The organism is Dickeya parazeae Ech586 (genome assembly GCF_000025065.1).
Taxonomy (GTDB): domain Bacteria; phylum Pseudomonadota; class Gammaproteobacteria; order Enterobacterales; family Enterobacteriaceae; genus Dickeya; species Dickeya zeae.
Window position 1 is genome coordinate 1,902,654 of record NC_013592.1, and the last position, 26,020, is coordinate 1,928,673.

Annotated in this window: 20 protein-coding genes and 4 pseudogenes; 13 read left to right on the forward strand and 11 right to left on the reverse strand. The window is 54.0% G+C overall.

Annotated elements, in window-relative coordinates:
- Positions 1 to 242: 242 nt before the first annotated feature.
- Both acnA and DD586_RS08365 read left to right on the forward strand, forming a co-directional pair.
- On the forward strand, positions 243 to 2,915 hold the full coding sequence (acnA, locus tag DD586_RS08360) for an aconitate hydratase AcnA (protein ID WP_012884373.1): 2,673 nt from the start codon (positions 243 to 245) through the stop codon (positions 2,913 to 2,915).
- A 258-nt stretch (positions 2,916 to 3,173) separates the two neighbouring features.
- Positions 3,174 to 4,793, forward strand: coding sequence for an ABC transporter substrate-binding protein (locus tag DD586_RS08365; protein ID WP_012884374.1), 1,620 nt, complete (start codon positions 3,174 to 3,176; stop codon positions 4,791 to 4,793).
- A gap of 82 nt (positions 4,794 to 4,875) precedes the next feature.
- Here the strand turns inward: DD586_RS08365 and ribA are convergent, their stop codons facing one another.
- Entirely contained in the window at positions 4,876 to 5,469 is a 594-nt protein-coding gene (gene ribA / locus DD586_RS08370; RefSeq protein ID WP_012884375.1) for a GTP cyclohydrolase II, read from the reverse strand.
- A gap of 253 nt (positions 5,470 to 5,722) precedes the next feature.
- On the opposite strand from ribA, the gene pgpB reads away from it, so the two are divergent.
- From pgpB to yciH, 5 genes are all read left to right on the forward strand, one after another.
- Positions 5,723 to 6,499 (forward strand): phosphatidylglycerophosphatase B, encoded by a 777-nt coding sequence (gene pgpB, locus DD586_RS08375; protein WP_012884376.1) that lies wholly within the window; start codon positions 5,723 to 5,725, stop codon positions 6,497 to 6,499.
- 324 nt (positions 6,500 to 6,823) lie between these two features.
- On the forward strand, positions 6,824 to 7,132 hold the full coding sequence (locus DD586_RS08380; protein ID WP_012884377.1) for a LapA family protein: 309 nt from the start codon (positions 6,824 to 6,826) through the stop codon (positions 7,130 to 7,132).
- Positions 7,133 to 7,143: 11 nt separating this feature from the next.
- Positions 7,144 to 8,313: a lipopolysaccharide assembly protein LapB gene (gene lapB, locus DD586_RS08385; protein ID WP_012884378.1), complete on the forward strand. Its 1,170-nt coding sequence runs from the start codon at positions 7,144 to 7,146 to the stop codon at positions 8,311 to 8,313.
- 234 nt (positions 8,314 to 8,547) lie between these two features.
- On the forward strand, positions 8,548 to 9,297 hold the full coding sequence (gene pyrF / locus DD586_RS08390) for an orotidine-5'-phosphate decarboxylase (protein ID WP_012884379.1): 750 nt from the start codon (positions 8,548 to 8,550) through the stop codon (positions 9,295 to 9,297).
- Entirely contained in the window at positions 9,297 to 9,623 is a 327-nt protein-coding gene (gene yciH / locus DD586_RS08395; protein ID WP_012884380.1) for a stress response translation initiation inhibitor YciH, read from the forward strand. The genes pyrF and yciH overlap by 1 nt, the downstream gene beginning before the upstream one ends.
- 109 nt (positions 9,624 to 9,732) lie before the next feature.
- Here yciH and osmB read toward each other — a convergent pair whose 3' ends face one another.
- The gene (osmB, locus tag DD586_RS08400; RefSeq protein ID WP_012884381.1) at positions 9,733 to 9,948 is read right to left on the reverse strand and encodes an osmotically-inducible lipoprotein OsmB; all 216 of its coding nucleotides are present in this window, start codon (positions 9,946 to 9,948) and stop codon (positions 9,733 to 9,735) included.
- A gap of 354 nt (positions 9,949 to 10,302) precedes the next feature.
- Here osmB and araD point away from each other — a divergent pair, with 354 nt between their 5' ends.
- Positions 10,303 to 10,998 (forward strand): L-ribulose-5-phosphate 4-epimerase, encoded by a 696-nt coding sequence (gene araD / locus DD586_RS08405; protein ID WP_041164869.1) that lies wholly within the window; start codon positions 10,303 to 10,305, stop codon positions 10,996 to 10,998.
- A gap of 440 nt (positions 10,999 to 11,438) precedes the next feature.
- Positions 11,439 to 12,455 (forward strand): 2-keto-3-deoxygluconate transporter, encoded by a 1,017-nt coding sequence (gene kdgT, locus DD586_RS08410; RefSeq protein ID WP_012884383.1) that lies wholly within the window; start codon positions 11,439 to 11,441, stop codon positions 12,453 to 12,455.
- An 83-nt stretch (positions 12,456 to 12,538) separates the two neighbouring features.
- On the opposite strand, the gene DD586_RS08415 is transcribed toward kdgT, so the two are convergent.
- From DD586_RS08415 to DD586_RS08440, 6 genes are all read right to left on the reverse strand, one after another.
- Positions 12,539 to 14,605: a carbon starvation CstA family protein gene (locus DD586_RS08415; RefSeq protein WP_012884384.1), complete on the reverse strand. Its 2,067-nt coding sequence runs from the start codon at positions 14,603 to 14,605 to the stop codon at positions 12,539 to 12,541.
- A 347-nt stretch (positions 14,606 to 14,952) separates the two neighbouring features.
- Positions 14,953 to 15,870 carry an aldo/keto reductase gene (locus tag DD586_RS08420; protein WP_012884385.1) on the reverse strand — a complete coding sequence of 306 codons (918 nt, stop codon included), beginning with the start codon at positions 15,868 to 15,870 and terminating at the stop codon, positions 14,953 to 14,955.
- Between the two features lie 100 nt (positions 15,871 to 15,970).
- A complete protein-coding gene (locus DD586_RS08425; RefSeq protein ID WP_012884386.1) occupies positions 15,971 to 17,902 on the reverse strand; it encodes an exoribonuclease II in 1,932 nt (643 codons plus the stop codon).
- 140 nt (positions 17,903 to 18,042) lie between these two features.
- Positions 18,043 to 18,516, reverse strand: coding sequence for a DUF2335 domain-containing protein (locus tag DD586_RS08430; RefSeq protein WP_019845792.1), 474 nt, complete (start codon positions 18,514 to 18,516; stop codon positions 18,043 to 18,045).
- Positions 18,503 to 18,709 carry a hypothetical protein gene (locus DD586_RS08435; RefSeq protein WP_012884388.1) on the reverse strand — a complete coding sequence of 69 codons (207 nt, stop codon included), beginning with the start codon at positions 18,707 to 18,709 and terminating at the stop codon, positions 18,503 to 18,505. The genes DD586_RS08430 and DD586_RS08435 overlap by 14 nt, the downstream gene beginning before the upstream one ends.
- A gap of 183 nt (positions 18,710 to 18,892) precedes the next feature.
- Complete coding sequence (locus tag DD586_RS08440; protein ID WP_012884389.1) at positions 18,893 to 21,202, reverse strand: FdhF/YdeP family oxidoreductase; 2,310 nt, start codon at positions 21,200 to 21,202, stop codon at positions 18,893 to 18,895.
- A gap of 153 nt (positions 21,203 to 21,355) precedes the next feature.
- Between DD586_RS08440 and DD586_RS08445 the strand changes: the two are divergent.
- Positions 21,356 to 21,750: pseudogene (locus DD586_RS08445) on the forward strand (DDE-type integrase/transposase/recombinase); the annotation flags it as partial.
- A 199-nt stretch (positions 21,751 to 21,949) separates the two neighbouring features.
- On the opposite strand, the pseudogene DD586_RS21695 reads toward DD586_RS08445, so the two are convergent.
- A pseudogene (locus tag DD586_RS21695) lies at positions 21,950 to 22,264 on the reverse strand (transposase); the annotation flags it as partial.
- Here DD586_RS21695 and DD586_RS08455 point away from each other — a divergent pair.
- Positions 22,250 to 22,602: pseudogene (locus DD586_RS08455) on the forward strand (integrase core domain-containing protein); the annotation flags it as partial. The pseudogenes DD586_RS21695 and DD586_RS08455 overlap by 15 nt on opposite strands.
- 161 nt (positions 22,603 to 22,763) lie before the next feature.
- Here DD586_RS08455 and DD586_RS08460 read toward each other — a convergent pair.
- The gene (locus tag DD586_RS08460) at positions 22,764 to 23,684 is read right to left on the reverse strand and encodes an FkbM family methyltransferase (RefSeq protein WP_012884390.1); all 921 of its coding nucleotides are present in this window, start codon (positions 23,682 to 23,684) and stop codon (positions 22,764 to 22,766) included.
- 417 nt (positions 23,685 to 24,101) lie between these two features.
- Between DD586_RS08460 and DD586_RS22540 the strand changes: the two are divergent.
- Together DD586_RS22540 and DD586_RS08465 are read left to right on the forward strand one after the other, a co-directional pair.
- Positions 24,102 to 24,215: pseudogene (locus DD586_RS22540) on the forward strand (hypothetical protein); the annotation flags it as partial.
- Between the two features lie 318 nt (positions 24,216 to 24,533).
- Positions 24,534 to 25,436 carry a LysR family transcriptional regulator gene (locus DD586_RS08465; RefSeq protein WP_012884391.1) on the forward strand — a complete coding sequence of 301 codons (903 nt, stop codon included), beginning with the start codon at positions 24,534 to 24,536 and terminating at the stop codon, positions 25,434 to 25,436.
- A gap of 69 nt (positions 25,437 to 25,505) precedes the next feature.
- Here the strand turns inward: DD586_RS08465 and DD586_RS08470 are convergent, their stop codons facing one another.
- Complete coding sequence (locus DD586_RS08470; RefSeq protein ID WP_012884392.1) at positions 25,506 to 25,964, reverse strand: GNAT family N-acetyltransferase; 459 nt, start codon at positions 25,962 to 25,964, stop codon at positions 25,506 to 25,508.
- Positions 25,965 to 26,020: the final 56 nt, after the last annotated feature.

Sequence of the window (26,020 nt, forward strand, 5' to 3'; positions counted from 1 at the left end):
TCTTCTTCTTATTGTTATCGGTTGCAATGAGGGAATGTTCACCCTGATGTGTGGTTTATCTTACAACCCGGTGTGTTAAAAACGCGTTAAAGGTGGTTTGTGTTATCTTTAAATAGGTGATGCCTGTCACTATAGGACAATGCAACGCCGACGGTTTTTAGCCATCTGACACATCTGCAGCCATGTCCGCATGGCGTTCATTGACGTGAGTCCGCAGGGCCGTTGCCTGTCGGGGAGGAACCATGTTATCTCAATCCTATAGTGATGCTTGTCTCGCTACACTTACCGTCCACAAGCGCACTTATCAATACTGGAGTTTACCGCTGGCGGCCCAATGGCTGGGGAACCTTGACAGGCTACCCAAGTCGCAGAAGATTCTGCTGGAGAATCTTCTGCGACATCTGGACGGTGACACGGTACAGGATGCCGACCTGCAAGCGCTGGCAGACTGGCAGCGTGACGGCCATGCGGATCGCGAAATCACCTTTCATCCTGCCAGAGTGTTGATGCAGGATTTTACTGGTGTGCCGGCGGTAGTGGATCTGGCTGCGATGCGCGATGCGGTGCAGCGACTAGGCGGGCAGGTTAGCTGGGTGAGTCCGATGACGCCGGTGGATCTGGTCATCGACCATTCGGTTACGGTGGATCATTTCGGCAATAAACGCGCGCTGGAAGAAAATATCCGCCTGGAGATGGACCGTAATCATGAGCGTTACGCCTTCCTACGCTGGGGACAGAGCGCTTTCCAGCATTTTCGGGTGGTGCCGCCGGGCACCGGTATTTGCCATCAGGTCAATCTGGAATACCTGGCAAAGGTGGTCTGGCACAGTCAGCAGAATGATGTTCTGCTGGCTTACCCGGATACGGTGATCGGCACCGATTCGCACACCACGATGATCAACGGGCTGGGTGTGCTGGGCTGGGGCGTTGGCGGTATCGAAGCGGAAGCGGCGATGCTGGGACAGTCGGTCTCAATGCTGATCCCCGATGTGGTCGGGGTACGGCTGGTGGGCAAATTGGGCGAGGGGATCACCGCCACCGATCTGGTGTTGACTGTGACCCAGATGTTGCGCCAGCACGGCGTGGTGGGCAAATTTGTTGAGTTTTTCGGTGATGGTCTCGACCATCTGCCGCTGGCGGATCGCGCCACGTTGGCCAACATGGCACCAGAGTATGGCGCGACCTGTGGTTTTTTCCCGATCGACAACATCACGCTAGATTACCTGCGGCTAACCAACCGTGGCGATGAACAAGTCGCGCTGGTGGAAGCGTATTGCCGTGCGCAGGGACTGTGGCGTCATCCAGGCGATGAGCCGCGCTTCAGCAGTGTGCTGGAACTGGATATGGCGAGCGTTGAAACCAGTCTGGCCGGCCCTAAACGGCCGCAGGATCGCGTGTCGTTGGCCGGGGTGCCGAGTGCGTTCAACGCCAGTCTGGAGCTCGAGCTGGCGACGGAAAACAGGGCAGCAACAGCGACGGAAAAGTGTGAGTCGACGCCAATGGTGCAGGGAGCGGTGGTGATTGCGGCCATCACCTCTTGCACCAATACGTCTAACCCGAGTGTGATGATCGCAGCAGGGTTGTTGGCGCGTAATGCCGTCATACGTGGGTTGAAGGTTAAACCTTGGGTGAAAACCTCGCTGGCCCCCGGTTCCCGTGTGGTTTCAGACTATCTGGAACTGGCTGGGTTGACCGAACCACTGATGCAGTTGGGTTTTCACCTGGTGGGGTATGGTTGCACCACCTGCATCGGTAATTCCGGTCCGCTGCCCGATGCTATCGAAAGCGCCATTCGCGATAACGACATCACTGTAGCGGCAGTGTTGTCTGGCAACCGTAATTTTGAAGGACGGATTCATCCACTGGTAAAAACCAATTGGTTGGCTTCGCCGCCGCTGGTGGTGGCCTACGCGCTGGCCGGGAACATGACGTTGGACCTGACCTGCGACCCGCTGGGCGAAGACGCGCAGGGGCGGGCGGTTTATCTGCGCGATATCTGGCCCACTGCCGATACGGTGGCGGATACGCTACAGGTGGTCAGCGCCAGGCTATTCAGCAAGGCTTACGCGTCGGTATTTGACGGCACGCCTGAGTGGCAGGCCATTGAAACAGGTGAGGGGCCAACCTACCATTGGCCGGCGGATTCCACCTATATTCGGCGTACTCCTTTTTTTGACGACATGCCAAAAACGCCCGCGCCGATGCAGGATATCTGTGGCGCACATATTCTGGCGATATTGGGCGACTCGGTCACCACCGATCATATCTCGCCGGCAGGCAATATTCGGCCCGATAGTCCGGCCGGTCGTTACCTGCAGGAACACGGTGTCATACCGTCGGCGTTCAACGCTTACGGTGCGCGGCGTGGCAACCATGAGGTGATGATGCGCGGCACGTTTGCCAATGTGCGTATTCGTAACGACATGGTGCTGGGCAAAGAGGGTGGTTTCACCCGGCATGTGCCGTCGCAGACGGTCACAACGATCTATGATGCGGCGGTACGCTATCGTGAACAGCACATACCGCTAGTGGTGATTGCGGGTAAGGAGTATGGCTCGGGATCCAGCCGGGACTGGGCTGCCAAAGGTCCACGCTTGCTGGGCGTGCGGGTGGTGATTGCCGAGTCGTTCGAGCGAATTCACCGTTCCAATTTGATAGGCATGGGCATTCTGCCACTGGAGTTCCTGAACGGTGAAAACCGTCAGACCCTGAGCCTGACCGGTGACGAACGGATTGATATCCGTGATCTGGCAAATGTGAAGCCGGGGGCGACGGTCATGGTGACGCTCACCCGACCAAATGGCGAGTCTCTGATTATTCAGACTCGTTGCCGCATCGATACCCACACCGAACTGACCTATTTTCGCCATGATGGCATCCTGCACTACGTTATTCGTCGCGTGCTTGACGCCTGAACGGTATCTGTCCTCCTGCCTGCGTGTTATGCCCTCGCTATGGGCTGATTTTTGCCATTGTGGTGGCACGAGTCGTTGCACTACAGGAATTGTGCGTTGCGCGCTTGTACTGTTCTCACGGATACAGTATTAGTGGTTGATGGTTTAATGCCATGATTCATAACATAAAATTATTGCACCTGAATAATTCAAGTCGTGGGGTAACGGTCGTTATACCACGGTAAATGGAAATAAGACCGTGATGCAGAGGAGCAGAGAATGACGATAGACAAGGGTTGGCTGGCATCCATTTTTGGGGTGTTGAGTGTTGCGGCGGTTTCAGTACAGGCGGCGGAGGTACCGGCGGGTGTACAATTGGCCGATAAACAGGAACTGGTGCGTGCCAATGGGTCCGAGCCCGCGTCGCTGGACCCGCATAAAGTAGAAAGTGACGTTGAAGGGAACCTGGTTCACGATTTTTTTGAAAAGCTGGTGTCGGTACACGATGACGGCACGGTGGCACCCGGTTTGGCGGATCGCTGGGAAAATAAAGACAATCAGGTTTGGACGTTCCACCTGCGCCCGGGGCTGAAATGGTCGGACGGTAGTCCGATTACCGCTGACGATGTGGTGTTTAGCTGGCAGCGTTTGATAGACCCCAAAACCTTGTCGCCGTATCAAAGTTACCTCGGCAGTATGCACGTGCTGAATGCCAACGACATTATCGCGGGTAAGAAGAGTCCACAGGAACTGGGCATTAAGGCGCTGGATAAACAAACGGTACAGGTTACGCTGGATCAACCGTTGTCTTATTTCCTGCCGATGGTCGACCACTATGTGATGGTGACCGTGCCGAAGGCAGCAATCGAGAAATTTGGCGACAAATGGACCCAGACGAGCAATTTTGTCGGCAGCGGACCGTTTGTGCCGACTGAGTGGGTCGTCAACGAGCGTATCACCGCTAAACGTAACGTTAACTATTGGGATAACGCGCACACGGTATTGAACAAAGTGACCTATCTGGTCATCGTCTCCAATACGGCCGAAGTCAACCGCTATAAAGCGGGGGAAGTCGATACAACGTACACCATGCCCAACCAGTTGTTTAAATCCCTGCAACAGGAATTGCCGAACGAAGTGAAGGTTACGCCGTATCTCTCGACCTATATTTATCGCTTCAATACCCAAAAACCGCCGTTTAATGACCCACGGGTCAGACGCGCGCTGGACCTGGCGCTCGATAAGAGCGTGATTGCCGACAAGGTGCTGGGGCAGGGCCAGGTACCGGCGTATAACTACGTGCCGCGCGGCATGGCTGGCTATACGAGTAATCAGCCGGAATGGGCGAGCTGGACGCAGCAGCAGCGTAACGCTGAAGCGAAAAAACTGCTGAAAGAAGCGGGTTACGATGCAAGCCATCCGCTGAAATTCCAGTTGTTGTATAACACGTCAGAATCCCATCAAAAGATTGCCATTGCCGCCGCCTCAATGTGGAAGCAGAACCTCGGCGCGGAGGCGACATTGCTGAATCAGGAGTGGAAAACGCTGCTGGACACCTCACGCACTGGTAACTTTGAGGTGGTGAGGAACTCCTGGGGGGCTGACTATAATGAACCTTCCACCTATTTTGACACCCTGCGTGCCAACGACAGCAATAACACCGGCAAGTTTACTGACAAGGCGTACGACGAGGTGTTGGATAAAGCGGTGATGGCGTCGTCGCTGGAGGCGCGCAATGCGCTCTATCATCAGGCGGAAACTATCCTGCAACAGCAGATGCCGTTGATCCCGATTTATTATTACGTGCGTAGCCAGATGGTGAAGCCGTATGTGGGTGGGTTTAAACCTGACCTGAAAGGGGATTTTTACAGCAAGGATATTTATATCGTCAAACATTGATTGGTGATCATTGATTGGGTGATCATTGATTGTCGATAGCACACCAGGCGGTAACCGCCTGGTGTGACAATGAAGGCGGGGGTTATTTGCTGTCCAGCAAGTGGCCCATTTTGGCGGCCTTGGTGGCCAGATAATGCTCGTTTTTCGGATTGCGGCCGACGATGAGCGGCACACGTTCCACGATGTTGATGCCCGCTTCGGTCAGGATGGTGACTTTTTTCGGGTTGTTGGTCAAAAGACGCACCGCTTCCACGTTCAGTAGCTTGAACATATCCGCACACAGTGTGAAATCACGCTCGTCGGCGGCGAAGCCCAACTGGTGGTTCGCTTCCACGGTGTCAGCACCTTGATCCTGTAGCGCATAAGCTCGGATCTTATTCAACAGACCGATATTACGTCCTTCCTGACGGTGATACAGCAGAATGCCGCGCCCTTCTTCGGCAATGTGATTGAGTGCTGCTTCCAACTGAAAGCCGCAATCACAACGCAGGCTAAACAATGCATCACCCGTCAGACATTCAGAGTGTACTCGCGCCAGTACCGGTTCGGGACCGGAAATATCACCGAATACTAACGCCAGGTGATCGCGCCCGGTTGCTGTTTCCTCGAATCCCACCATCAGGAAATCGCCCCACGGAGTGGGTAGTTTGGCTTCCGCCACCCGTTTTAGCTGCATGTTACTCTCCAACGCATAAATGATAAATTCCCGCTCCAGGCAGGAAGGGAATCTCGTATCGCCCCCGCCGGGCTACGTGCCGACGGCGGATAGTCACCCGCTTTGTTATCAGTGACTGAATGATTCGGGATAATCGTGGTGTCGTTGACAGAACTGACAGATAGTTTACGTCATACTGAAAACCGATGTCCTATTTTTTGATAAAAATGTAAAAATTTTGTTCTAATATCCTGCTGAATTATAGGGAGAAGTAATGTACGACCTCGCCAGACGCACCGTAATTGGCACAATATCGTTGATGGTGTTGCCTATTTTGGTCTGGATCACGGGATGGCACTGGCAGCCAGCCGTGTCAGGATGGTGGCTCAAGCCGTTATTCTGGATGACACAGACAGTATCAGCCCCGTGGGGAATTCTGACCAGTGTGGTGCTGTCGGCCTGGTTTTTGTGGCTGCTTCGACTACCTCTGCGCCCGACGTTGACGCTGCTGGCTATCCTGTTTGCCAGCATCGTGCTGGGGCAGGGGGTGAAATCCGTAACGAAAAATCTGACGCAGGAAGCCCGGCCGTTTGTGGTCTGGCTCGAACAAGCGCATCAGGTGGATGAGCGCTATTTTTACTCATTACCTGCCAGCGAGCGCGCCAGCTTACTGGAACAACAGCTTCAGCAAGTCTCACCATTGCCGCCGTGGCAGCGCCAGCATTGGCAGGAACAGGCGGATTACTCCTTCCCGTCGGGGCATACCGTGTTTGCCGCCACCTGGGCGTTGCTGGCGGTGGGATTATTGTGGACGCGGCGTCATTATCTGGTGGTTTCCCTCATCGTACTGTGGGCCAATAGTGTGATCGCCAGCCGCTTGTTGCTGGGGATGCACTGGCCGCAGGACGTGGCCGCCGCTACGTTGATAAGTGCCGTGGTTTCACTGGTGGCGCTCTCGCTGGCGCAGCGTTGGTGTGCGCCACTGTTGGCGGCCGCCCCATCCAAAACAGCTGCACGGTATCATCAGCAAGCCCGCCCGAACATCCGATGATGCCTGATAATGATGCCTGATAAAGCGATCGGTTGGTCGGGTATGGCGACGTGGGTATCCATGACCTGGATACCCACAACCGGCGGATACAGATGCCGGTGATGCTAATGCCGATGGATACGAGTAATAGCAAGGCGGCTTCGCAGATTGCCTGTCGCCGCCGCCGTTGGTGTGTCGGTAGTGTGTTGTCGGTCATCCCCCCGTTTTTCCTTTCACGGCCCCCGTTAGCGTTCCCCCTCCGCTGAGGAAATGTTAAGTTAATAGGGTTCACTGCCGAAATTTGGCATAATTCATCCGTTTAAGGCGATATCACAGGAAGCGAACGTGAAATATATGCTGATTTTTTTTCTTGTGCTGGCGGTATTTATCGTATCGATCACGCTGGGAGCGCATAACGATCAGGTGATTACTTTTAACTACCTGCTGGCTCAGGGGGAATACCGCTTGTCGACGTTGCTGGCAACGCTGTTCGCCGCTGGTTTCGCGCTCGGCTGGGTGATCTGCGGCCTGTTTTATCTGCGCCTGCGCATTGCGCTAGGGCGGGAACAACGTAAAATCAAACGTCTTGAGCAGCAACTGTCTGCCCCGGAGAGCGCCAGCGGTGCGACCTCCGCTGAGTCCGCTACCCACTAAGGATCGCCCCCATGCTAGAACTGCTGTTTCTGTTGCTGCCGGTTGCCGCCGCCTATGGCTGGTATATGGGGCGCAGGAGTGCACAGCAGGACAAACAGGACGAAACCAATCGCCTGTCGCGCGATTATGTCACCGGGGTGAACTTTCTGCTGTCTAACCAGCAGGATAAAGCGGTCGAGTTGTTTCTCGACATGCTCAAAGATGACAGCAATACCTTTGAGGCTCACCTGACGCTAGGCAACCTGTTTCGCTCGCGTGGCGAAGTCGACAGGGCTATTCGTATCCATCAGGCGCTCACCGAAAGCGCGTCCCTCAGTTTTGAACAACGCCTGCTGGCGGTACAACAACTGGGGCGTGACTACATGGTGGCGGGGTTGTACGACCGCGCCGAAGAGATTTTTAAGCAACTGGTGGATGAAGAGGACTTTCGCGTCAGCGCCTTGCAGCAACTGCTGCAGATCCATCAGTCTACCAGCGACTGGCCAAACGCTATCGACACCGCTGAAAAACTGGTGAAATTGGGCAAAACGCAATTTCGCAGTGAAATCGCTCACTTCTATTGTGAACAGGCGCTACAGGCGATGGGTAGCGATGATCTTGATAAAGCCCTGGCGATGTTGAAAAAGGCATCAGCGGCGGATAGTCAATGTGCGCGCGTATCCATCATGCTGGGGCGCATTTATATGGCGCAGCAGAATTACACTCAGGCTGTCACATTACTGCAGCAGGTTCTGGAGCAGGATACCGAACTGGTCAGTGAAACTCTGCCGATGTTGCAGGAGTGCTACCGTCACCTGCAACAACCTGAAGGGTGGGCGGCATTTCTGCGTCGTTGTGTTGAAGAGAAAAGCGGCTCCACGGCAGACCTGATGATGGCTGACGTGCTGGAACAGTATGAAAGCACCGAGTCGGCACAGACTTACGTCACGCGCCAGTTGCAGCGCCATCCCACGATGCGGGTGTTCCATCGGTTGATCGACTACCATTTGCGTGAAGCGGAAGATGGCCGGGCCAAAGAAAGCCTGCTGGTGCTGCGTAATATGGTTGGCGAACAAATTCAGGCCAAGCCACGCTATCGTTGCCATAAATGCGGTTTTACCTCGCAATCACTCTACTGGCATTGTCCTTCCTGCCGCACCTGGGCCAGTGTTAAACCGATTCGTGGGCTGGACGGGGAATAAGTCGTCCGGCCATTCTGTTCCCCAACCGCTATCCCCGCGCTGCCAGAACGGGCCGCCACGTTACCCCGTCATTTCCTTCTTCCTGTATTATGCCTCTTAGTTACAACATACTAATGCACTGTAAGCGCTACGCTGGGTTAAGCATCGGCGCGGTTTGGCATTTAGGAGCAGGGGCGGGTAGAATGCGCGCCATAAATGATTCACTCACTCAGGCTTAACGACGGGAGCATACCAGTGAACAGCCCAATCATCTCTTCGAATACGACGCCTCCGCATATCACGGCTTCAGGCTCACCGATTATTGTGGCGCTGGATTACGCCGATCAACATGCCGCCTATGCGTTTGTCGACCGTATCGATCCGCGTGACTGTCGGCTGAAGGTCGGCAAAGAGATGTTCACGCTGTTCGGGCCGCAACTGGTCAACGATTTGCAACAGCGTGGTTTTGAGGTGTTTCTCGATCTTAAGTTTCATGATATTCCCAATACCACGGCCAGAGCCGTAGCCGCTGCGGCAGAGTTGGGCGTATGGATGGTGAATGTCCATGCCTGCGGCGGGGCTCGTATGATGACGGCTGCCCGTGAGGCGCTGGTGCCGTTTGGTAGCGACGCGCCGTTACTGATTGCGGTGACGGTACTGACCAGCATGGATGACGCCGACTTGCAGGGACTGGGGATTACGCTCTCACCGGCCGAGCAGGCAGAAAAACTGGCGCGGTTGACCCAGCAGTGCGGTCTGGATGGGGTGGTTTGCTCTGCCCATGAAGCCGTGCGGCTCAAGCAGGTGTGCGGTGCGGATTTCCGGCTGGTGACCCCAGGTATTCGCCCGGCGGGCAGCGATGCTGGCGATCAGCGTCGGATTATGACACCACAGCAGGCACAACACGCTGGCGTTGATTATATGGTGATCGGCCGTCCTATTACCCAGTCTGCCGATCCGGCTCTGACCCTGAAAACGATTTTGGCTTCGCTGGGAGAGAAATAATGCGCGACGATAACAGTCGGTTGGTGTACTCCACCGAAACCGGGCGTATTGATGAACCCGAGCAGAAAGCGGCCCGTCCGAAAGGGGACGGTATTGTGCGCATTCAACGCCAGACCAGTGGGCGCAAAGGTAAGGGCGTTTGCCTGATTACCGGTATCGATCTGGATGACACGGCACTGGACGTATTGGCAGCTGAGCTGAAAAAGAAGTGCGGTTGTGGCGGCTCGGTCAAAGACGGGGTGATCGAAATTCAGGGCGACAAACGCGATCAGCTCAAGCAGTTGCTGGAAGCCAAAGGGATGAAGGTCAAGCTGGCTGGAGGGTAACTGACCCTGTGCCGCGACAGGCATCGATAACAGCATGAAAATAGCAGTATGAACATAGCAGTATAAAAACACACAGGCTCCCTTGGGAGCCTGTGTGTTGAGCGGGGGGCTATCGCGTCGTCTGGTGACCGATGATGCCGCCTACCGCTGCACCACCAACCGTGCCGAGTGCGCTGCCGTTGGTTAATACCGCGCCGCCGACTGCGCCAATACCCGCACCGATGGCGGTATTCCGTTGCCGTTTATTCATACCTGCACACCCTGCCAGTGTGCTGACGATCACCATAGCCAGAACGGCAGTTGTGAATTTTTTATTGATTTGCATGGTTCTTCTCCGGTTGTTCACCTTTCACGGCAGTGCGTTATCACGGCCATGAACAATGTTATTGTCGTGGCAAGGGGCGTTATGACAGTGCGTGATGACTTGCCGTGACGTGCTGTGTCTATCTGGCTGTCAGTATAATTATCGGCAGGGGGCGTAACAGGTGAAAAACTCTTAATTCACAGTAGTCTGGCGGCGATGGTGACAATACGACCTGCTTTCTGGCACGCGTTCGGTGTCGGCGTGATCCCTTTCTCGTCTTCCCAGCAGAACACAGCCTGCTTTTCAGCCATTCAGCCCATACCTGTGCCGGTAGCCCAACGTGAGAATAGGGCAAACCACACAGGAGGGCGGATGATGTTGGAAGAACTTAAAATTCAGGTGCTTGAAGCTAATCTGGCTTTACCCCGGCATCAACTGGTGACCTTCACCTGGGGAAACGTAAGCGCGGTGGATCGTGAGCGCGGTCTGATGGTGATTAAACCCTCGGGTGTCGAGTACGACGTGATGACCGCCCAAGACATGGTCGTCGTTGAACTGGAAAGCGGCCGGGTGGTGGAAGGGCAGTGTAAACCCTCGTCTGATACCGATACCCACCGCGTGTTATATCTGGCTTTCTCATCGTTGGGCGGAATTGTCCATACTCACTCGCGCCATGCCACTATCTGGTCACAGGCTGGCAAAGATTTACCGCCGTGGGGGACCACCCACGCCGACTATTTTTATGGGCCGATTCCCTGCACCCGATTGATGACCGAGGTGGAAATCAATGGGCGTTATGAGTGGGAAACCGGGCAGGTCATTGTCGAGACGTTTCGTGAACGCGGCTTGTCACCACAGGATATTCCAGCGGTGCTGGTCAATGCCCATGGCCCGTTTGCCTGGGGAACGGATGCGCATAACGCGGTGCACAATGCCGTGGTACTGGAAGAAATTGCTTACATGGGGATTTTCTCGCGCCAACTGACCCCAACATTGGAACCAATGCAATCCACATTGCTGGATAAGCATTACCTGCGTAAACACGGCAAGAACGCTTACTACGGGCAGTGATTCGCAAGGGAGCCAGCCGTCACGCGCTGGTTGCCACCCGGTTTTTTCTACCTCACGTAATGGAGGAGTCGGTAGCATTTTCTCCATTGCGAAATAAACAAAATAACGATCCTCTAAAATAGAAACATCGTTTTATTTGTTTGCAAAAGATCACTTTTCTCTCATCAGTAAACGACTACCTTCAGCACTGAGAAGTGTGGGGTGTGTGTCCTCCCGGCTGTTTTCTTCATCATCGACGCATCTTCATTGCCGATTTTCTATATCGCCAATGCTGGCTCAAGGGTGGCGATGTAGTTCAGGGATGTGACACGGCTCTGCTTCGGGTGGGCTGAACAGGCGTCATCACCTCATGCATGCGCAGTCCAGGCGGTAGGTGCAGATCATGATGATATGTCTGTCTTGCTCATGGTTTCTGTCCCTTTTTTCAGGCAATGAATCCTATGCATATCAAACGTTCTATTGAAAAGATTCCGGGTGGCATGATGCTGGTGCCGCTGTTTCTTGGCGCGTTGTGTCATACCTTTGCGCCGGGTGCTGGCAAGTATTTCGGGTCGTTTACCAACGGTTTGATCAGCGGCACGGTGCCGATTCTGGCGGTGTGGTTTTTCTGCATGGGGGCATCGATTCGGCTGAGTGCCACCGGAACGGTATTGCGTAAATCCGGCACGCTGGTGGTAACGAAAATTGCCGTAGCCTGGGTGGTGGCCGCAGTTGCGTCACGTCTGTTGCCGGAGCATGGGGTTGAGGCCGGCTTTTTTGCCGGGTTATCCACTCTGGCGCTGGTGGCAGCGATGGACATGACCAATGGCGGGTTGTATGCGTCCATCATGCAGCAATATGGCACCAAAGAAGAATCCGGCGCGTTCGTGCTGATGTCGCTGGAGTCTGGCCCTCTGATGACGATGGTGATCCTCGGTACCGCCGGTATTGCCTCGTTTGAGCCGCATGTCTTTGTCGGTGCGGTATTGCCGTTTCTGGTGGGGTTTGTACTGGGGAATCTGGATCCGGAATTGCGTGAATTTTTTAGCCGTTCGGTGCAGACGCTCATTCCTTTTTTTGCTTTCGCGCTGGGCAATACCATTGATTTAAGCGTTATCGGTCAGACCGGGCTGCTTGGCGTCATGCTAGGTGTCGCGGTGATCATCATTACCGGTATCCCGCTGATGGTGGCGGACAAGGTGCTGGGCGGGGGAGACGGTACCGCGGGGATTGCTGCTTCCAGTTCGGCAGGGGCGGCGGTGGCGACGCCGGTACTGATTGCGGAAATGGTTCCGGCGTTTAAACCGGTGGCACCGGCGGCCACAACACTGGTGGCGACGTCGGTGATTGTGACGTCGGTTCTGGTACCGATCATCACCGCGATGTGGTCAAAACAGGTCAAAGGTGGCGATGGTACGGTAGCGGAACAAGAGGGAACGCCGGAGCAAGAACAATCGCAACAGGCCGCACATCACTAAATAACGCTTCACGACATGGCGCTCACGCCCTCTGACAAGAGGCGTGAGCGGTGTGTGATCCCTGAAGACACGTTCCGAAGGGATCAGTTGTTATGCGCCTCCTGCCGCCAGGCGGCTGTGGTCTCGTGCGTGGTGGGGCTGTGACTGTGTAATGCACGCCGGATGGCGAAGAACGCGGCGACCAGCATGGTGACCGCCACCAGCATAAAGAAGCCGCACAGGATGGCGTTGATCTGGTTGCTAAACACGATGGTTGCCATATCCTGCATGTTTTTTGCCGGTGCTATCAGGGTGCCGGACTCGATACCTGTCGAGAAACGTTTAGCCTGCGCCAGAAAACCGATACTGGGTTTTTCGTGGAAAATCTTCTGCCAGCCTGCGGTCATCGAGGTGATGAACAGCCAGGCGGTAGGCAGTATCGTCACCCAGGCGTAACGCTGTTTTTTCATCTTGAACAACACGACCGTGCCGAGGATCAGCGCCATTGAGGCCAGCATCTGGTTACCAATACCAAACAGCGGCCACAAGGTGTTGATACCGCCCAATGGGTCGATCACCCCCTGATAGACGAAGAAGCCCCAGCCAGAAACCGCCACGGTGGTACCCGCCATGTTACCCAGCCAGGAGTGACTTTTCCCCATCCCCGGCACCACCAACCCCGCCAGATCCTGTACCATGAAGCGGCAGGCGCGGGTACCGGCGTCAACGGCGGTCAGGATAAACAGCGCTTCGAACAGAATGGCGAAGTGATACCAGAAGGCCATCATGGCCCGGCTATTGAAGATGTCGGTAATGATATGCGCCATGCCGACGGCAAACGTTGGTGCGCCACCGGCGCGTGACAGAATCGAGGCTTCACCGACGTCTTTGGCGATGCTGCTAAGATCAGCCGGTGTGATGACAAAGCCCCATCCGCTGATCACCTGAGCGGCGTTTTCTACTGTGGTGCCGATCAGCGCGGCGGGTGCGTTCATGGCGAAATACACACCGGGGTCGATCACCGAGGCACAAATCAGCGCCATAATGGCCACGAAAGATTCCATCAGCATCGCGCCGTAGCCGATGAAACGAATGTGGCTTTCGCGCTCAACCAGCTTGGGCGTGGTACCGCTGGATACCAGTGCATGGAAGCCGGAAATAGAACCGCAGGCGATGGTAATAAACAGGAACGGGAACAGGCTACCAGCGAATACCGGCCCACTGCCGTCAATAAAGCGTGAAACCGCAGGCATTTTCAGTTCAGGCATGGCAAACAGGATGCCGATCGCCAGCCCGATGATGACACCGACCTTCAGGAAGGTGGACAGGTAGTCGCGTGGGGCGAGCAGCAGCCAGACTGGCAGTACCGAGGCCACGAATCCGTAAATCACCAGTACCCAGGTCAGGGTGGTGCCTTTCAGGGTAAAAAACGGCCCCCAGTAAGGATGCACGGCAATGTCTCCACCGTAGACAATCGCCATCATCATCAGCACAAAGCCTATCAGCGACACCTCGGCAATCTTACCCGGTCGCAGAAAGCGCATGTAGACCCCCATAAATAGCGCGATCGGGATCGTAGCCGCAATGGTGAAGACCCCCCATGGGCTGTTGGTTAACGCTTTAACCACCACCAGAGCCAGCGCCGACAGGATGATGATCATCACGCCCAGTGCGCCCAGCATGGTGACGACCCCGGCGAACGACCCTAATTCCTGACGCGCCATTTCGCCTAATGAGCGGCCATCACGACGCGTGGAGATGAACAGCACCAGAAAGTCCTGCACGGCACCTGCCAGCATCACCCCGATTAAAATCCACAGCGTCCCCGGCAGAAAGCCCATCTGTGCGGCCAGAATCGGCCCCACCAGCGGGCCTGCACCGGCGATAGCGGCAAAGTGGTGGCCGAATAACACCCACTTGTTGGTAGGAACGTAATCCAACCCATCGTTGTGACGCTCCGCCGGAGTTAAACGGCGGTCATCCAGTTCAAACACCCGACGCGCAATAAACAAGCTATAAAAGCGGTAGGCAATGCTGTAGCACGCGACGGCGGCGATGACCAGCCAGACGGCGTTCACATGCTCTCCCTGACTCAGCGCCAGCATGGCGAACGCCACAGCGCCTGCTATAGCAATAGCTATCCAGATAGACACGCTCTTGATCGTTTTCATCTCACTGACTCCTGACTGGTTATGATTCCCGGTCGTCGATAATCCTGGCACCCTGTCAAAGTACCTCTTGGCGTAACGAATACGGCAAGACACCAGCAATACCCGAATCGTATCCACAGCGGGATAACAGGAAATATTGTGATATCAATAAATAACCATAGTGCAGCGATTAATCAGCGTGGTCATAACAAGATAAAAATGTGAGCAAAGATATATTTTTGTTATGAATAAAGTATTTATCTGTATTTTCGTTCAGAGAGAAACGGGGCGAGGGGGCGGTGAATGGCCCGGTGCGGCAAGCCCGGCGGGAGCCGGGCAAGGCACGGTAAAGGCGCGCTAAAGGCAGGTCAGGGCAGCGTGTTACCGGCCGCACGGTAAATTTCATACCACTCTTCGCGGCTGACGCGCAGTTCAGAGGCGGTGGCGATGTCTTGCAGGCGCTGTGGGTCCATGCTGCCGACAATCACCTGCATGCTGGCCGGATGACGCAGGAGCCAGGCCGCCGCGAGCGCGGTGGTAGATACGCCGTGCTCGCTGGCGATATGTGTTAGCGTGGCATTGAGCTGCGGGAATTTATCGTTATCCACGAATACGCCGTCAAAAAAGCCATACTGGAAGGGTGACCAGGCCTGAATGGTCATTTTCTGCAAACGACTGTATTCCAATACCATGCCGTCATGGTGCAGTGACGGCGCATGGGTCATATTGACGTTGAAACCCGCGTCAATCATGGGCGTGTGCATAATGCTCAGCTGCAACTGGTTAGTCAGCAGCGGCTGGCGCACCGCGCTTTTCAGTAGTTCAACCTGCAACGGGTGCTGATTGCTGACGCCAAAATAGCGCACCTTACCGCTGGTTTCTAACGCGTCAAAGGCGGCGGCGACTTCATCCGGCTCGCACAGCGTATCTGGGCGGTGCAGCAGCAGGGTGTCGAGGTAATCCGTGTTCAGGCGTTTCAGGCTCCCTTCGACCGACGCAATAATGTGCGCTTTGGAGAAATCGAAAAAGCCGGGGCGGATGCCGCATTTGCTTTGCAGCAGCACCTGGTCACGGGTGATGCCCGCCTGACGCGCTGCGGCGGCAAACATCTCTTCGGAACGGCCACCGCCGTAGATATCGGCATGGTCAAAGAAATCGATACCGGCATCAAGCGCCGTTTGCAACACCGTGGCAGCTTCCTGCTGTGTCTTGCCCGCCAGCCGCATACAACCCAGCGCAATATTCGGGACTGATAGGGTGCTTGTTCCCAGTGTGATTCTTTTCATGTTCACCTCTCCTTCAGGTTGCTCTCGGTTACAGGGGGCGGGGCGTGCTCCCGACGATAAAAAAACGCCACCCGGCGGGGTGGCGTTATACGGACGCGGATTAGGCAGCGGGTTTGGCGATAATGCTGCGCGTTTCAAGCCGCACTTCGGTTAATACCACCGTCAGGGTATCGCTTTGGCGATAGACGGGTTCGCCTTTCACCGTCACGATGCCGGTCTCCTGACTGCAGACCAGCTCGTCGCGTACCGCGTGGATAAACGAGGCGGGAATGAAGGCGGAAGCCCCGTTTTCCAGCAGACGTACACGCAAGCCACCACGATTGACATCCATAATCTCGGCGGTAAAGCGGGTGTCGGTACCGGCTTTGTCTTTCAGGAAACGGGCGTACAACCAGTCACTGACGTCACGTTCTGCCATACGGTTAAGACGACGACGTTCAGCCAACTGCTGCGTGACCTCATCCTGCGGTTTGTCTGCCGCGGTATGGGTGATGACGGCCTTGAGCAGACGATGGTTAACCATATCGCCGTATTTACGAATTGGTGACGTCCAGGTGGCGTAAGCCTCCAGACCCAGGCCAAAGTGTGGACCGGGAGCGGTGCTGATTTCCGCGAATGTCTGGAAACGACGGATACGGCTATCGAGGAACTGGGTCGGTTGGGCGTCCAGTTCACGACGCAGGATACAGAAGCCTTCCAACGTCAGCAGTTGCTGAGCTTCGGCATGAATCCCGTTGCTCTCCAGCACGGCGACCGCCTGGTCAATGCTGACCGGATCGAAGCCGGTGTGGACGTTGTAAATGCCGAAACCTAATGTGTCGCGCAGCACCTGTGCCGCACAGACGTTGGCGGCGATCATCGCCTCTTCCACGATGCGGTTAGCGATACGACGCGGCTCGGTAACGATATCCAGCACTTCGCCTTTCTCGCCTAACAAGAAGCGATAATCCGGGCGATCGCGGAACACCAGCGCATGGGTGGAACGCCAGGCACTGCGCGCCTGACAAACGCGATGCAACAGACGGATTTGGCTGGCGATGTTATCGCTCTGCGGCTGCCAGTCGCCACGTTGTTCCAGCCAGTCCGATACTTCGTCGTATACCAGCTTGGCGCGTGATTCGATCCAGGCGGCAAAGAAGCGAATCTGGCTCAGTGCGCCATCAGCGCCGACGGTCATGCGGCAGGCCAGCACCGGGCGGCGTTCGTTCGGGCGCAGCGAGCAGATGTCGTCTGACAAGTGGCGCGGCAGCATCGGAATATTGAAGCCGGGCAAGTAGTTGGTAAACGCGCGTTGACGGGCAATGGCGTCCAGCTCGCTATCGGCTCGCACGTAAGCGGTCGGGTCGGCGATGGCCACTGTCATCTCCAGCGTACCGTCGCCGTTGTCCTGCACGTACAAGGCGTCATCCATGTCTTCGGTGCTGGCGCTGTCGATAGTGACAAAGTCCAGCCCGGTCAGGTCTTCACGCTCAAGCGCATTGTCATCGAGATCGGCGGCGTCGGCGTTCGGTGCTTCGCGTTCCAGATTATGGCGCGACAGCGTCACCCACCAGGGGGCCAGCGGGTCATCACCGGTAGTAATGTACTGGGTCAGGTCAGCAAAGAAACCACGATCGCCTTTCAACGGATGACGGCGCATTTCCGCGACTGCCCAATCGCCTTCTTTAAAGTCCTGCTCGACGCCACGCGCCGGGCGGCAGGGAATGGCGTCTTTCAGCAACGGATGATCCGGCACGATAGACAAACGGTCATCTTTTTTCTGTACCCGGCCGACAAAGCGGGTCAGAAACGGTTCCACCAGCGATTCCGGTTCCGCGATTTCGCGTTCTTTTTCGGTATGCAGCGTGACGATGATGCGGTCGCCGTGCATTACTTTTTTCATGTGCGGCGGCGGGATGAAGTAGCTCTTCTGCGCGTCGGCTTCAAGAAAACCAAATCCTTTGTCGGTGGCTTTGACGATACCTTCCGCTCGTGGCGTCTGAGAGTGGAGTTGCTGTTTAAGCTGCGCAAGCAGCGGGTTATCTTGAAACATAGCGTCCAGAATTGCGGTTAATAGTGGCTTTAGCGGCAGACAGTTTTACGCGAATCGGCCGCTGGCGGCAAGCGTTGCTGCAATGAACAGCCTGTACAATGCCGACGTGTTCGAACTGCGTATCGGGGGAGGCTGGTGGATTATTCGTTGTTGTTGGAAGGACGATATCGTCCGATAACAAATACCGACGCCAGCCCGATTAAATCAAGCGTGATTAACGTACCGGCAAACACCATTTCGCCTTTCCAGGCAAAAAAGGTCGCGATCGCCAGAATCGTCATGGTAATGGCAAATGCCATCCATTGCCCACGTTTGTCTCTGCTTATCTCGCCGTCGAGGCCTTTTTCAGTGATACGATGGCGATGCGCTTGCTCCCGCTCGCTTTTGGCCATGATCCTTTCAGCGCCGTTGGGCACGATGTCATCGTACTCTTTCAGCATTTCTGGAGGGGGGAGCGGTCCGCGAAAAAATGTGGATGAAACGATGGCTTGAATCTGTGGCCTGGCCAGCAAGCGTTCAAGGAATACCGGGTTTTCAATCAGCGTAGACTCAACCTTTTCGGCAAGCGCCTGTGCTTCTTCATTTTCCCTGTTCTGTGTGTCAGCGTTTTGCAATCCCTGACTCAATTCCTTTTCTTCTTCCGTATGCATTCATCGCTACTCTTAGGTCATCACCTATGGCTTGAAAATCGCTGGCCATTCTCTGCGCATCACTTTGCTTGTTGATATCTGCCAGATAGTCTGTCGCTGGCATCAGATCTAAAATGCTGCCGGCGGCACGAAGATACCTACGGGTTGCCTTCAACATGTTTTATCTCCTTGGGACCAACAATGATGACATCTTCTCAGTTAATCTTACTTGAGTATGGCACGGTTGCAAATAACGATTAAACAATCTGTTGTCGGAGTCTACGGGCATCAGTATGACACCCGTCGTGGATAGCATGATGGATTAAGCCGGGCGTGAAAAGAACCCACCCGGCCAGGGGTATCAGGCGATGCGTTGCAGCGTGGTGTCGGCACTGGGGGTAATGCGTACCGGCACGGATTTTGATGTCGGGGTGAAGGTGCCGTCGCCGTAGCTGGATAACGGTACCAGCGGATTGGTTTCTGGATAGTACGCCGCCAGATTACCGCGTGGGATGTTATAGCTGACCAGCCGGAAACCGCTGACTTTACGCGCGATCTGGTCATGCCATAGGGTTTCGATATCCACCCGGTCACCGTCTTGTAGACCCAGCGCGGCGATGTCCTCCGGGTGCATAAACAGCACGTCACGCTGGCCGTACACGCCGCGATAACGGTCATCCAACCCGTAAATCGTGGTGTTGTACTGGTCGTGGGAACGCAGTGTTTGCAGGGTAAACGGTGCCGGGGTATCGCCGTATACCGGCACCACGCTGTCGGGTAAGGCGGCGGCGCTGAAACCGGCTTTACCGGTGGCGGTGTTGAAGCGGTAGTCGGCGGCGGCGTTACCCAACCAGAACCCCCCCGGTTCGGCGCAGCGCTGATTGAAGTCAGCGAAACCCGGCAGGGTGGCGGCGATGTGATCGCGGATCAGGTTGTAGTCGGCCGCCAGCGCCAGCCAGTCGAGGTGCTCGTTGCCGAGTACAGCGTGGGCGATCCCCGCCACGATGGCGGTTTCCGATCGCTGTTGGTCCGACAACGGTGGGCTTATCCCCTCAGAGGCATGCACCATGCTAAACGAATCCTCGACGGTGACGAATTGCGGGCCACTGGCTTGCATATCCCGTTCGGTGCGCCCCAGCGTCGGCAGAATCAACGTCTCACGCTGTGCGGTAATCAGGTGGCTGCGGTTGAGTTTGGTGCTGATATACACCGCCAGTTCGCAGCGGCTAAGCGCCTGCGCGGTGCGCTCGGTATCCGGTGCGGCGGCGGCCAGATTGCCGCCCAGCGCGATTAAGACCCGCACCTCATCACGCAGCATCGCCTCCAGCGCCTGCACCGTATTGTGGCCGTGGCCGCGCGGCGGGGTAAAACCGAAGTGACGCGCCAGACTGTCGAGCAGTGCATCAGACGGTTTTTCGTCAATCCCCATGGTACGGTTGCCCTGCACATTGCTATGGCCGCGCACCGGGCATAGACCTGCCCCCGGCTTGCCGAGCTGACCAAACAACAGTTGCAGGTTGACGATTTCCCGCACTGTGGCGACCGAGTGACGGTGTTGAGTCACCCCCATCGCCCAGGTGCAGATCACCCGCTCAGAGCGCCGGTAAATGTCGGCGACATAGCGGATTTGCGCCTCACTCAGCCCGGACTGCTGGACGATTTTATCCCACGAGGTGGCATCCACCTGTTGCAGATAGGCGTTGACGCCGTCGGTATGCTTATCAATGAAGGCCTGATCGAACAGCCCGGTATCGCCTGCGTCCAGACGTTGACGATGGGCTTCCAGCAGCGCTTTTACCATGCCGCGTACTGCCGCCATGTCGCCGCCCAGATGGGGTTGCAGGTAGGTTTCGCTGATGGTGCCGGACAGTGGCGTCAGCAATTCCAGCGGGTTTTGCGGGTTAGCGAAACGTTCCAGACCCCGTTCGCGCAAGGTGTTAAACGCCACGATATGCGCACCGCGATCGGCGGCATGCCGCAAGCTGTGCAGCATGCGGGGATGATTGGTTCCGGGGTTCTGACCGAAGACGAAAATGGCGTCGGCGTGTTCGAAGTCCGCTAATCGTACCGTGCCTTTACCGACGCCAATACTTTGCTTGAGTCCGGTACCGCTGGCTTCATGACACATATTGGAGCAGTCGGGGAAATTATTGGTACCCGCCATGCGGCCGAACAGTTGATACAGGTAAGAGGCTTCATTACTGGCCCGACCGGAGGTATAGAGTTCCATCTGGTTAGGGTGTTCCAGTGTGCGGATATGGCTGGCGATAAGCGCGAAGGCATCGTCCCAGCTTATCGGCACGTAATGGTCGCGATCCTGGTCGTAACGCAGCGGGTGAGTCAGCCTGCCTTGATATTCAAGGAAATAATCGCTCTGGCGGCGTAATGTATTGACGCTGTGTTCAGCGAAAAAGTCCGGCCCGGCGGCTTTGCGGGTGGCTTCCCAACTGACCGCCTTGGCACCGTTTTCACAAAAGCTGAAGGTACTGCTGTTGTCATCTCCCCAGGCACAGCCGGGGCAGTCGAACCCTTTGCTTTTATTGACGCGCATCAAATTGCGGATATTTTTCAGCGCCTGTTTGCTGTCCAGGACAAAGCGGGTGGTGGCTTCCAGTGAGCCCCAACCGCCAGCGGCGGCGCGGTACGGCTTAATGGCAGATTTAAATTTCATGATTCGCTATGCAGGTGATGATGTTTTTAATATGTAAAAAAATCTTTAAATCTTTGCTTGCTAATCAAGAGTGTAGGCGGCGAACCGTAAGGCGTCTAATCAAAGGGGATAATAGCGGGATAGAGGAGACTTATCGTGGTGGTCATCTCACGGTATCGTTTTAAGAAGCTGTTTCAGATGCTACTCAGGCTGCGACATCCATGGAACCATAAACGCGTTCATCGAATTTATTGCCTGTTAAAACTGATTTTCGCCGTAAGGGAAAGCAGCGCCTGCCTCTGCGTAATCCCGCATCGCTAGTGACGCCGGAACACCTGAATCAGAGCTGGTCGATAGATTTTATGCATGATGCGCTGGTCTGCGGCAGGCGCTTTCGGACCTTTAATGTGGTAGATGACTTTAACCGCGAGGCTCTCGCGATAGAAATCGATCTGAATATCCCGGCGCAGCGGGTGGTCAGAGTATTGGACAGGATCGTGGCAAACCGTGGTTATCCGCTGAAACTGCGGATGGACAAAGGACTACCGTTTGAATCAACAGTTTTTGCGCGCAAAGATCCTGCCATCTAATACAAAGGTGATGGTTCATTGTTGTATCCGATATCGCTCATCTCCTTTCGGCTTATAAATATGCTTACCATGACATACAAGGGTCCGAATGGCCCGACAGGACTTAACACAGCATTTTGGGAAACCATGGGCGTTGAGCATTATCTAATGGTCGCGATGCGCCTTACGGCCCGTTGAATCACGTCCCATGGCTTATCTCATAATACCCTTTGTAATCAATATCCTGCTGTACAATTGCATGCGCCACTCTGGCGATTTTTGTTGCTACAGCCGTCATGGCTTTTCTTTTCTGATCTGGCTTATCTCCATTTTCCCGAATATAACGTTCATATTTGTAGTGGAAGCTGTTTTCTCTCGTTCTTACGGCTACGGTGGCGGCAAGCCAGAAGGCATATCTTAACCGCACATTTCCACGTTTCGACAATCTGTAATCACTGTGCTTTTGCCCGCTCTGGCTGGCGGAAAGATTAAAACCGCAAAGATACTGACTGACAGAGGCACAGAGTACTGTGGCAAAGTGGAGCAGCATGATTACCAGCTTTATCTGGCCATAAATGACATCGACCACACGAAAACCAAAGCGATGTCACCGCAAACCAACGGTATCTGTGAGCGGTTCCATAAAACGATACTGAACGAGTTTTATCAGGTAGCGTTCCGCAAAAAACTGTATGGCGAACTTGATACATTACAGTCGGATCTTGATAAATGGCTGGCTCACTATAATAATGAGCGAACCCATCAGGGGAAATGTGCGGTGGCCGGACGCCAATAGAAACGTTACTTGATGGAAAGCGCATGTGGTCCGAGAAAAATTTAAGCCAGATGTAATCTGACAGACACCAGTATAAATAACCGGTAACTGTCAGATCAGGTCTGAGCTAATACAGCTTAGGACTGTGTCCACATTACGTGAGTAGGATCAGTGCCAATTCCAACAACTGATAAAAAAAAAGCCTATCAGCCTCGAAAATGGCTGGCAGGCTTTAATTCTATCTCCTCAATGCAGACATAATTCTTCTTATAGGGGCAGTTACTTTCCAACTTGACGAATTAATCATGTTATTGATTATCTCATTTGCTTCTGCGATTCTTTTTTCTGCCTCTTTTAACTCATTCATTACAGTACGCGGATCAGGAAGTTTTTCATCAGGTAAGGATACCACCATTAACTTAAAATCCTGCTCTTTCTCGACGGGAACTAGGAAGAAATCCCAGTAGACATAGTTCAGCGATGAACGCCATTCATCAATATCATCAAGCTTGTTCATGAACATGTCATAAATAACGTAGCTGTTTTCTGATGCAAACCTGAACAGCGTGTCGGCGTTATTCCCATAAGCTGTGTAAGTAAGGTCACCATACTCAACAGAAATAAGCGGCCTGAATCGAGATATGGTACTTGATGCACCTTTCAGGCAGTCTATTTCTCCACCCTCGATGTCTATCTTTATAAAAGACACCGATGAAAATTCTTTAGTGAAAGAATCAAGAGTGCAAACGGGAACATTTATAGTTTTTGGATGCGTCGTTTCCGGGGAATTGAATTTACGTTTTTTAAGTCCACTTTCCTCTGCTGCACCCTCGGCAAAAATGAAATCAGCAGTACCATTTCTGTCTGCCAAAGCAACATTATTGAAAATGACATTCTTGTCACAAAAACGACTTTTCAACTCTGAAAAAACAGATGGTATAGGCTCAAAAGCAAGCGCCTTTCCAGTAGGTCCAATCATATCAAGCATGGGTCCAAGATGCCTTCCAATATGGGCACCTATATCAATAACCGTATCGCCAGGTCTTATCCATCTGCGGTAATGAACCTCTAGGATCTGCTCGAAATCAAAGTAGACAAAACCTCTGTCTATTAATCCTCTTACTTGGTCAAGCTTTGTTTTGATGATTGTCTGTGACACTTGTTACTTTACTCCACCCAAAAGATATAAGAAACTATTAATATTCTACAATATTATCCCATAACTCAATGAGTTTCAGCCATGACATTTATCGCTTCATATTAAAAATCTTTTCTGACCAACACCTTTGCAGATCTCCCCTCGCATCCCACTTGATCACTTTTATCGATCGATATTTCTGTAATTATATACAGTAATATCGAAGTCTCCGGCATGCCACGTTACGACGATATACAGGTTTCATTCCACGAGGCCATGTGATGCAGTCCTAAGCTTGGCGTAATCGTATCCACGTCTGACTTTATCGCGGAACTTGCCCGGCGCAACTGGGTGTTCAGCCACAAGCAGGCTAATGAGTGGATGGCGCTGAACGTGATGAAGTTTCGCGATGAGTCGCCATAAGAGGACGAGAACAAGTTGTGGCGCGTTTCTACCACTACGGGGCGTATTGATATGGGATTTCCATCACCGGCGGCAGACTTCGTTGAGAGCCGCATAGATTTGAACAAGCTGATGATTCACCATCCGTCCAACAAGAGAGGTATTGAAATACCGCACGGTTTTGATCTGGTCATTCGGTCAATCGCTCCGGTACGGAATCATTACGGAAGACGGCGAGACGATAAACGGAGAACCTCTGGAAGGAAGGGATGCTCGGTGTGGTGACTTATGAGTTTCTTTCAGTGTATGAAGCTGACTGACTGCCGGTTTGAAGCTATTCATGATCAAGCTTATGATGAACTAGGAAGCGGACATAAAACTCATGATGAAATTTTATTTAGTACGGAAATTAATACATAAAATATTTACCGGATAGAATTAATAACTGTAAGTGATTGGTGGTAAAAAATAGACATTAAGCAACTTATCTACTTGTGCAATCTGGAAAAAGAGCGCCATTTCGGCCGTGCGGCCGAAGCCAGCTTTGTCAGCCAGCCAACATTATCGATGCGATTAAAGAACCTGGAGCGGGAATTGGGGTTGTCGCTGATTAATCGGGGTAATAATTTCGAGGGGTTTACCGCCGAAGGCGAACGGGTGTTGGCCTGGGCGCGGGAAATGGTGTCGGTCTATCAGGGGTTGAAGCTGGAGGCTGCATCACTGGCGCGCGGTACCAGCGGGTTGCTGCGCATCGGTGCGGTACCGCAATGCAGCATGGCGTTGCCAGCCTTGCTGGCAGAAGTCAGCCGTGCCTACCCGGAGATGGATTATCAGGTCGCACTGTTTAGCGCCGATCAATTACTGGAAGCACTCACCGCCCATACGGTGGATGTCGGGATCGGTTTTTTCGAGCTGACGACGCTGCGCGAGTTACATTTTCAGGCCTCCTCGTTGGCGGAGCAGGGGGCTTCGCTGCTGTATCATCCACGCTACTTTCCCACGCTACAGGCGAACGGCCCACTGACGCTAGCGGAACTGGCGACAGTGCCGTTATGTCTGGCGGAACCCAGTCGGTATTTTCGCCGCTATCTGGACGGTCAGTTCCGGGAAGCCGGGGTGACGCCGCGAGTGCGGGTGGAAAGCACCTCGATACTGCAACTGATGCAAAGTGTGTTCGTCGGGCTGGGATGCGGTATTGTACCCAATGGCAGTTTGCTGCCGGAGATGACCCCGGAGCTGGCCTGGCGGCCGTTGGCATTGGCACCGATGTCGCGACACGGCGCGGTGGTGATTGCTGAAGCCGGGCGCGCCACCATGCTGGCACAACATTTCTTTGACGCCGCGCAGCACTGGCTAAATAACTGTTCCTAACAGTAGATCACTTCCGGAACTTACACCAAATTGAAGGTACCCCTCAATATTGAAGTGTTTAAACGACAATCAAAGATCCAGCTTTTCCAGCAACATTCGTCTGTACACATTAGTCTGCCGTTTGATGAAGCCTGTCTTTTTATAAAGCTCATTTGCTGCTACACGTTCTGAACGGGACGTCAGATCAATATAACGTGCTCCGTAGGTACGTGAGTAAACAATAGCAGAATGAAGTAATTCAGAGGCGATCCCTCTTCGTCTGAACCGGGTACCGACAATCACGTCTTCAATAATACACTTCTTACCCGACAGCAGTGTTACGCAAACTAATGTCAACATACCCGCTGGTGCTGGTATTGCATCGTCATAAGCCACAAATATTTGTACCAGCTCAGAGTTAATAATTCCTTTAATAACATCGGCTTCCAGATCTAATGCTGTTTCTGACAGCTCAGACAGTAAATTTGTCAAATCGGAAACCAGAGTCTCAGTTACTGATGAAAGACGTTCAACCCTGATGTTTTGCATTCCAGCACTGCTCCAGTGAGTTTGCTTATATGGCTGCCCATATTCAGGCAGTAGCG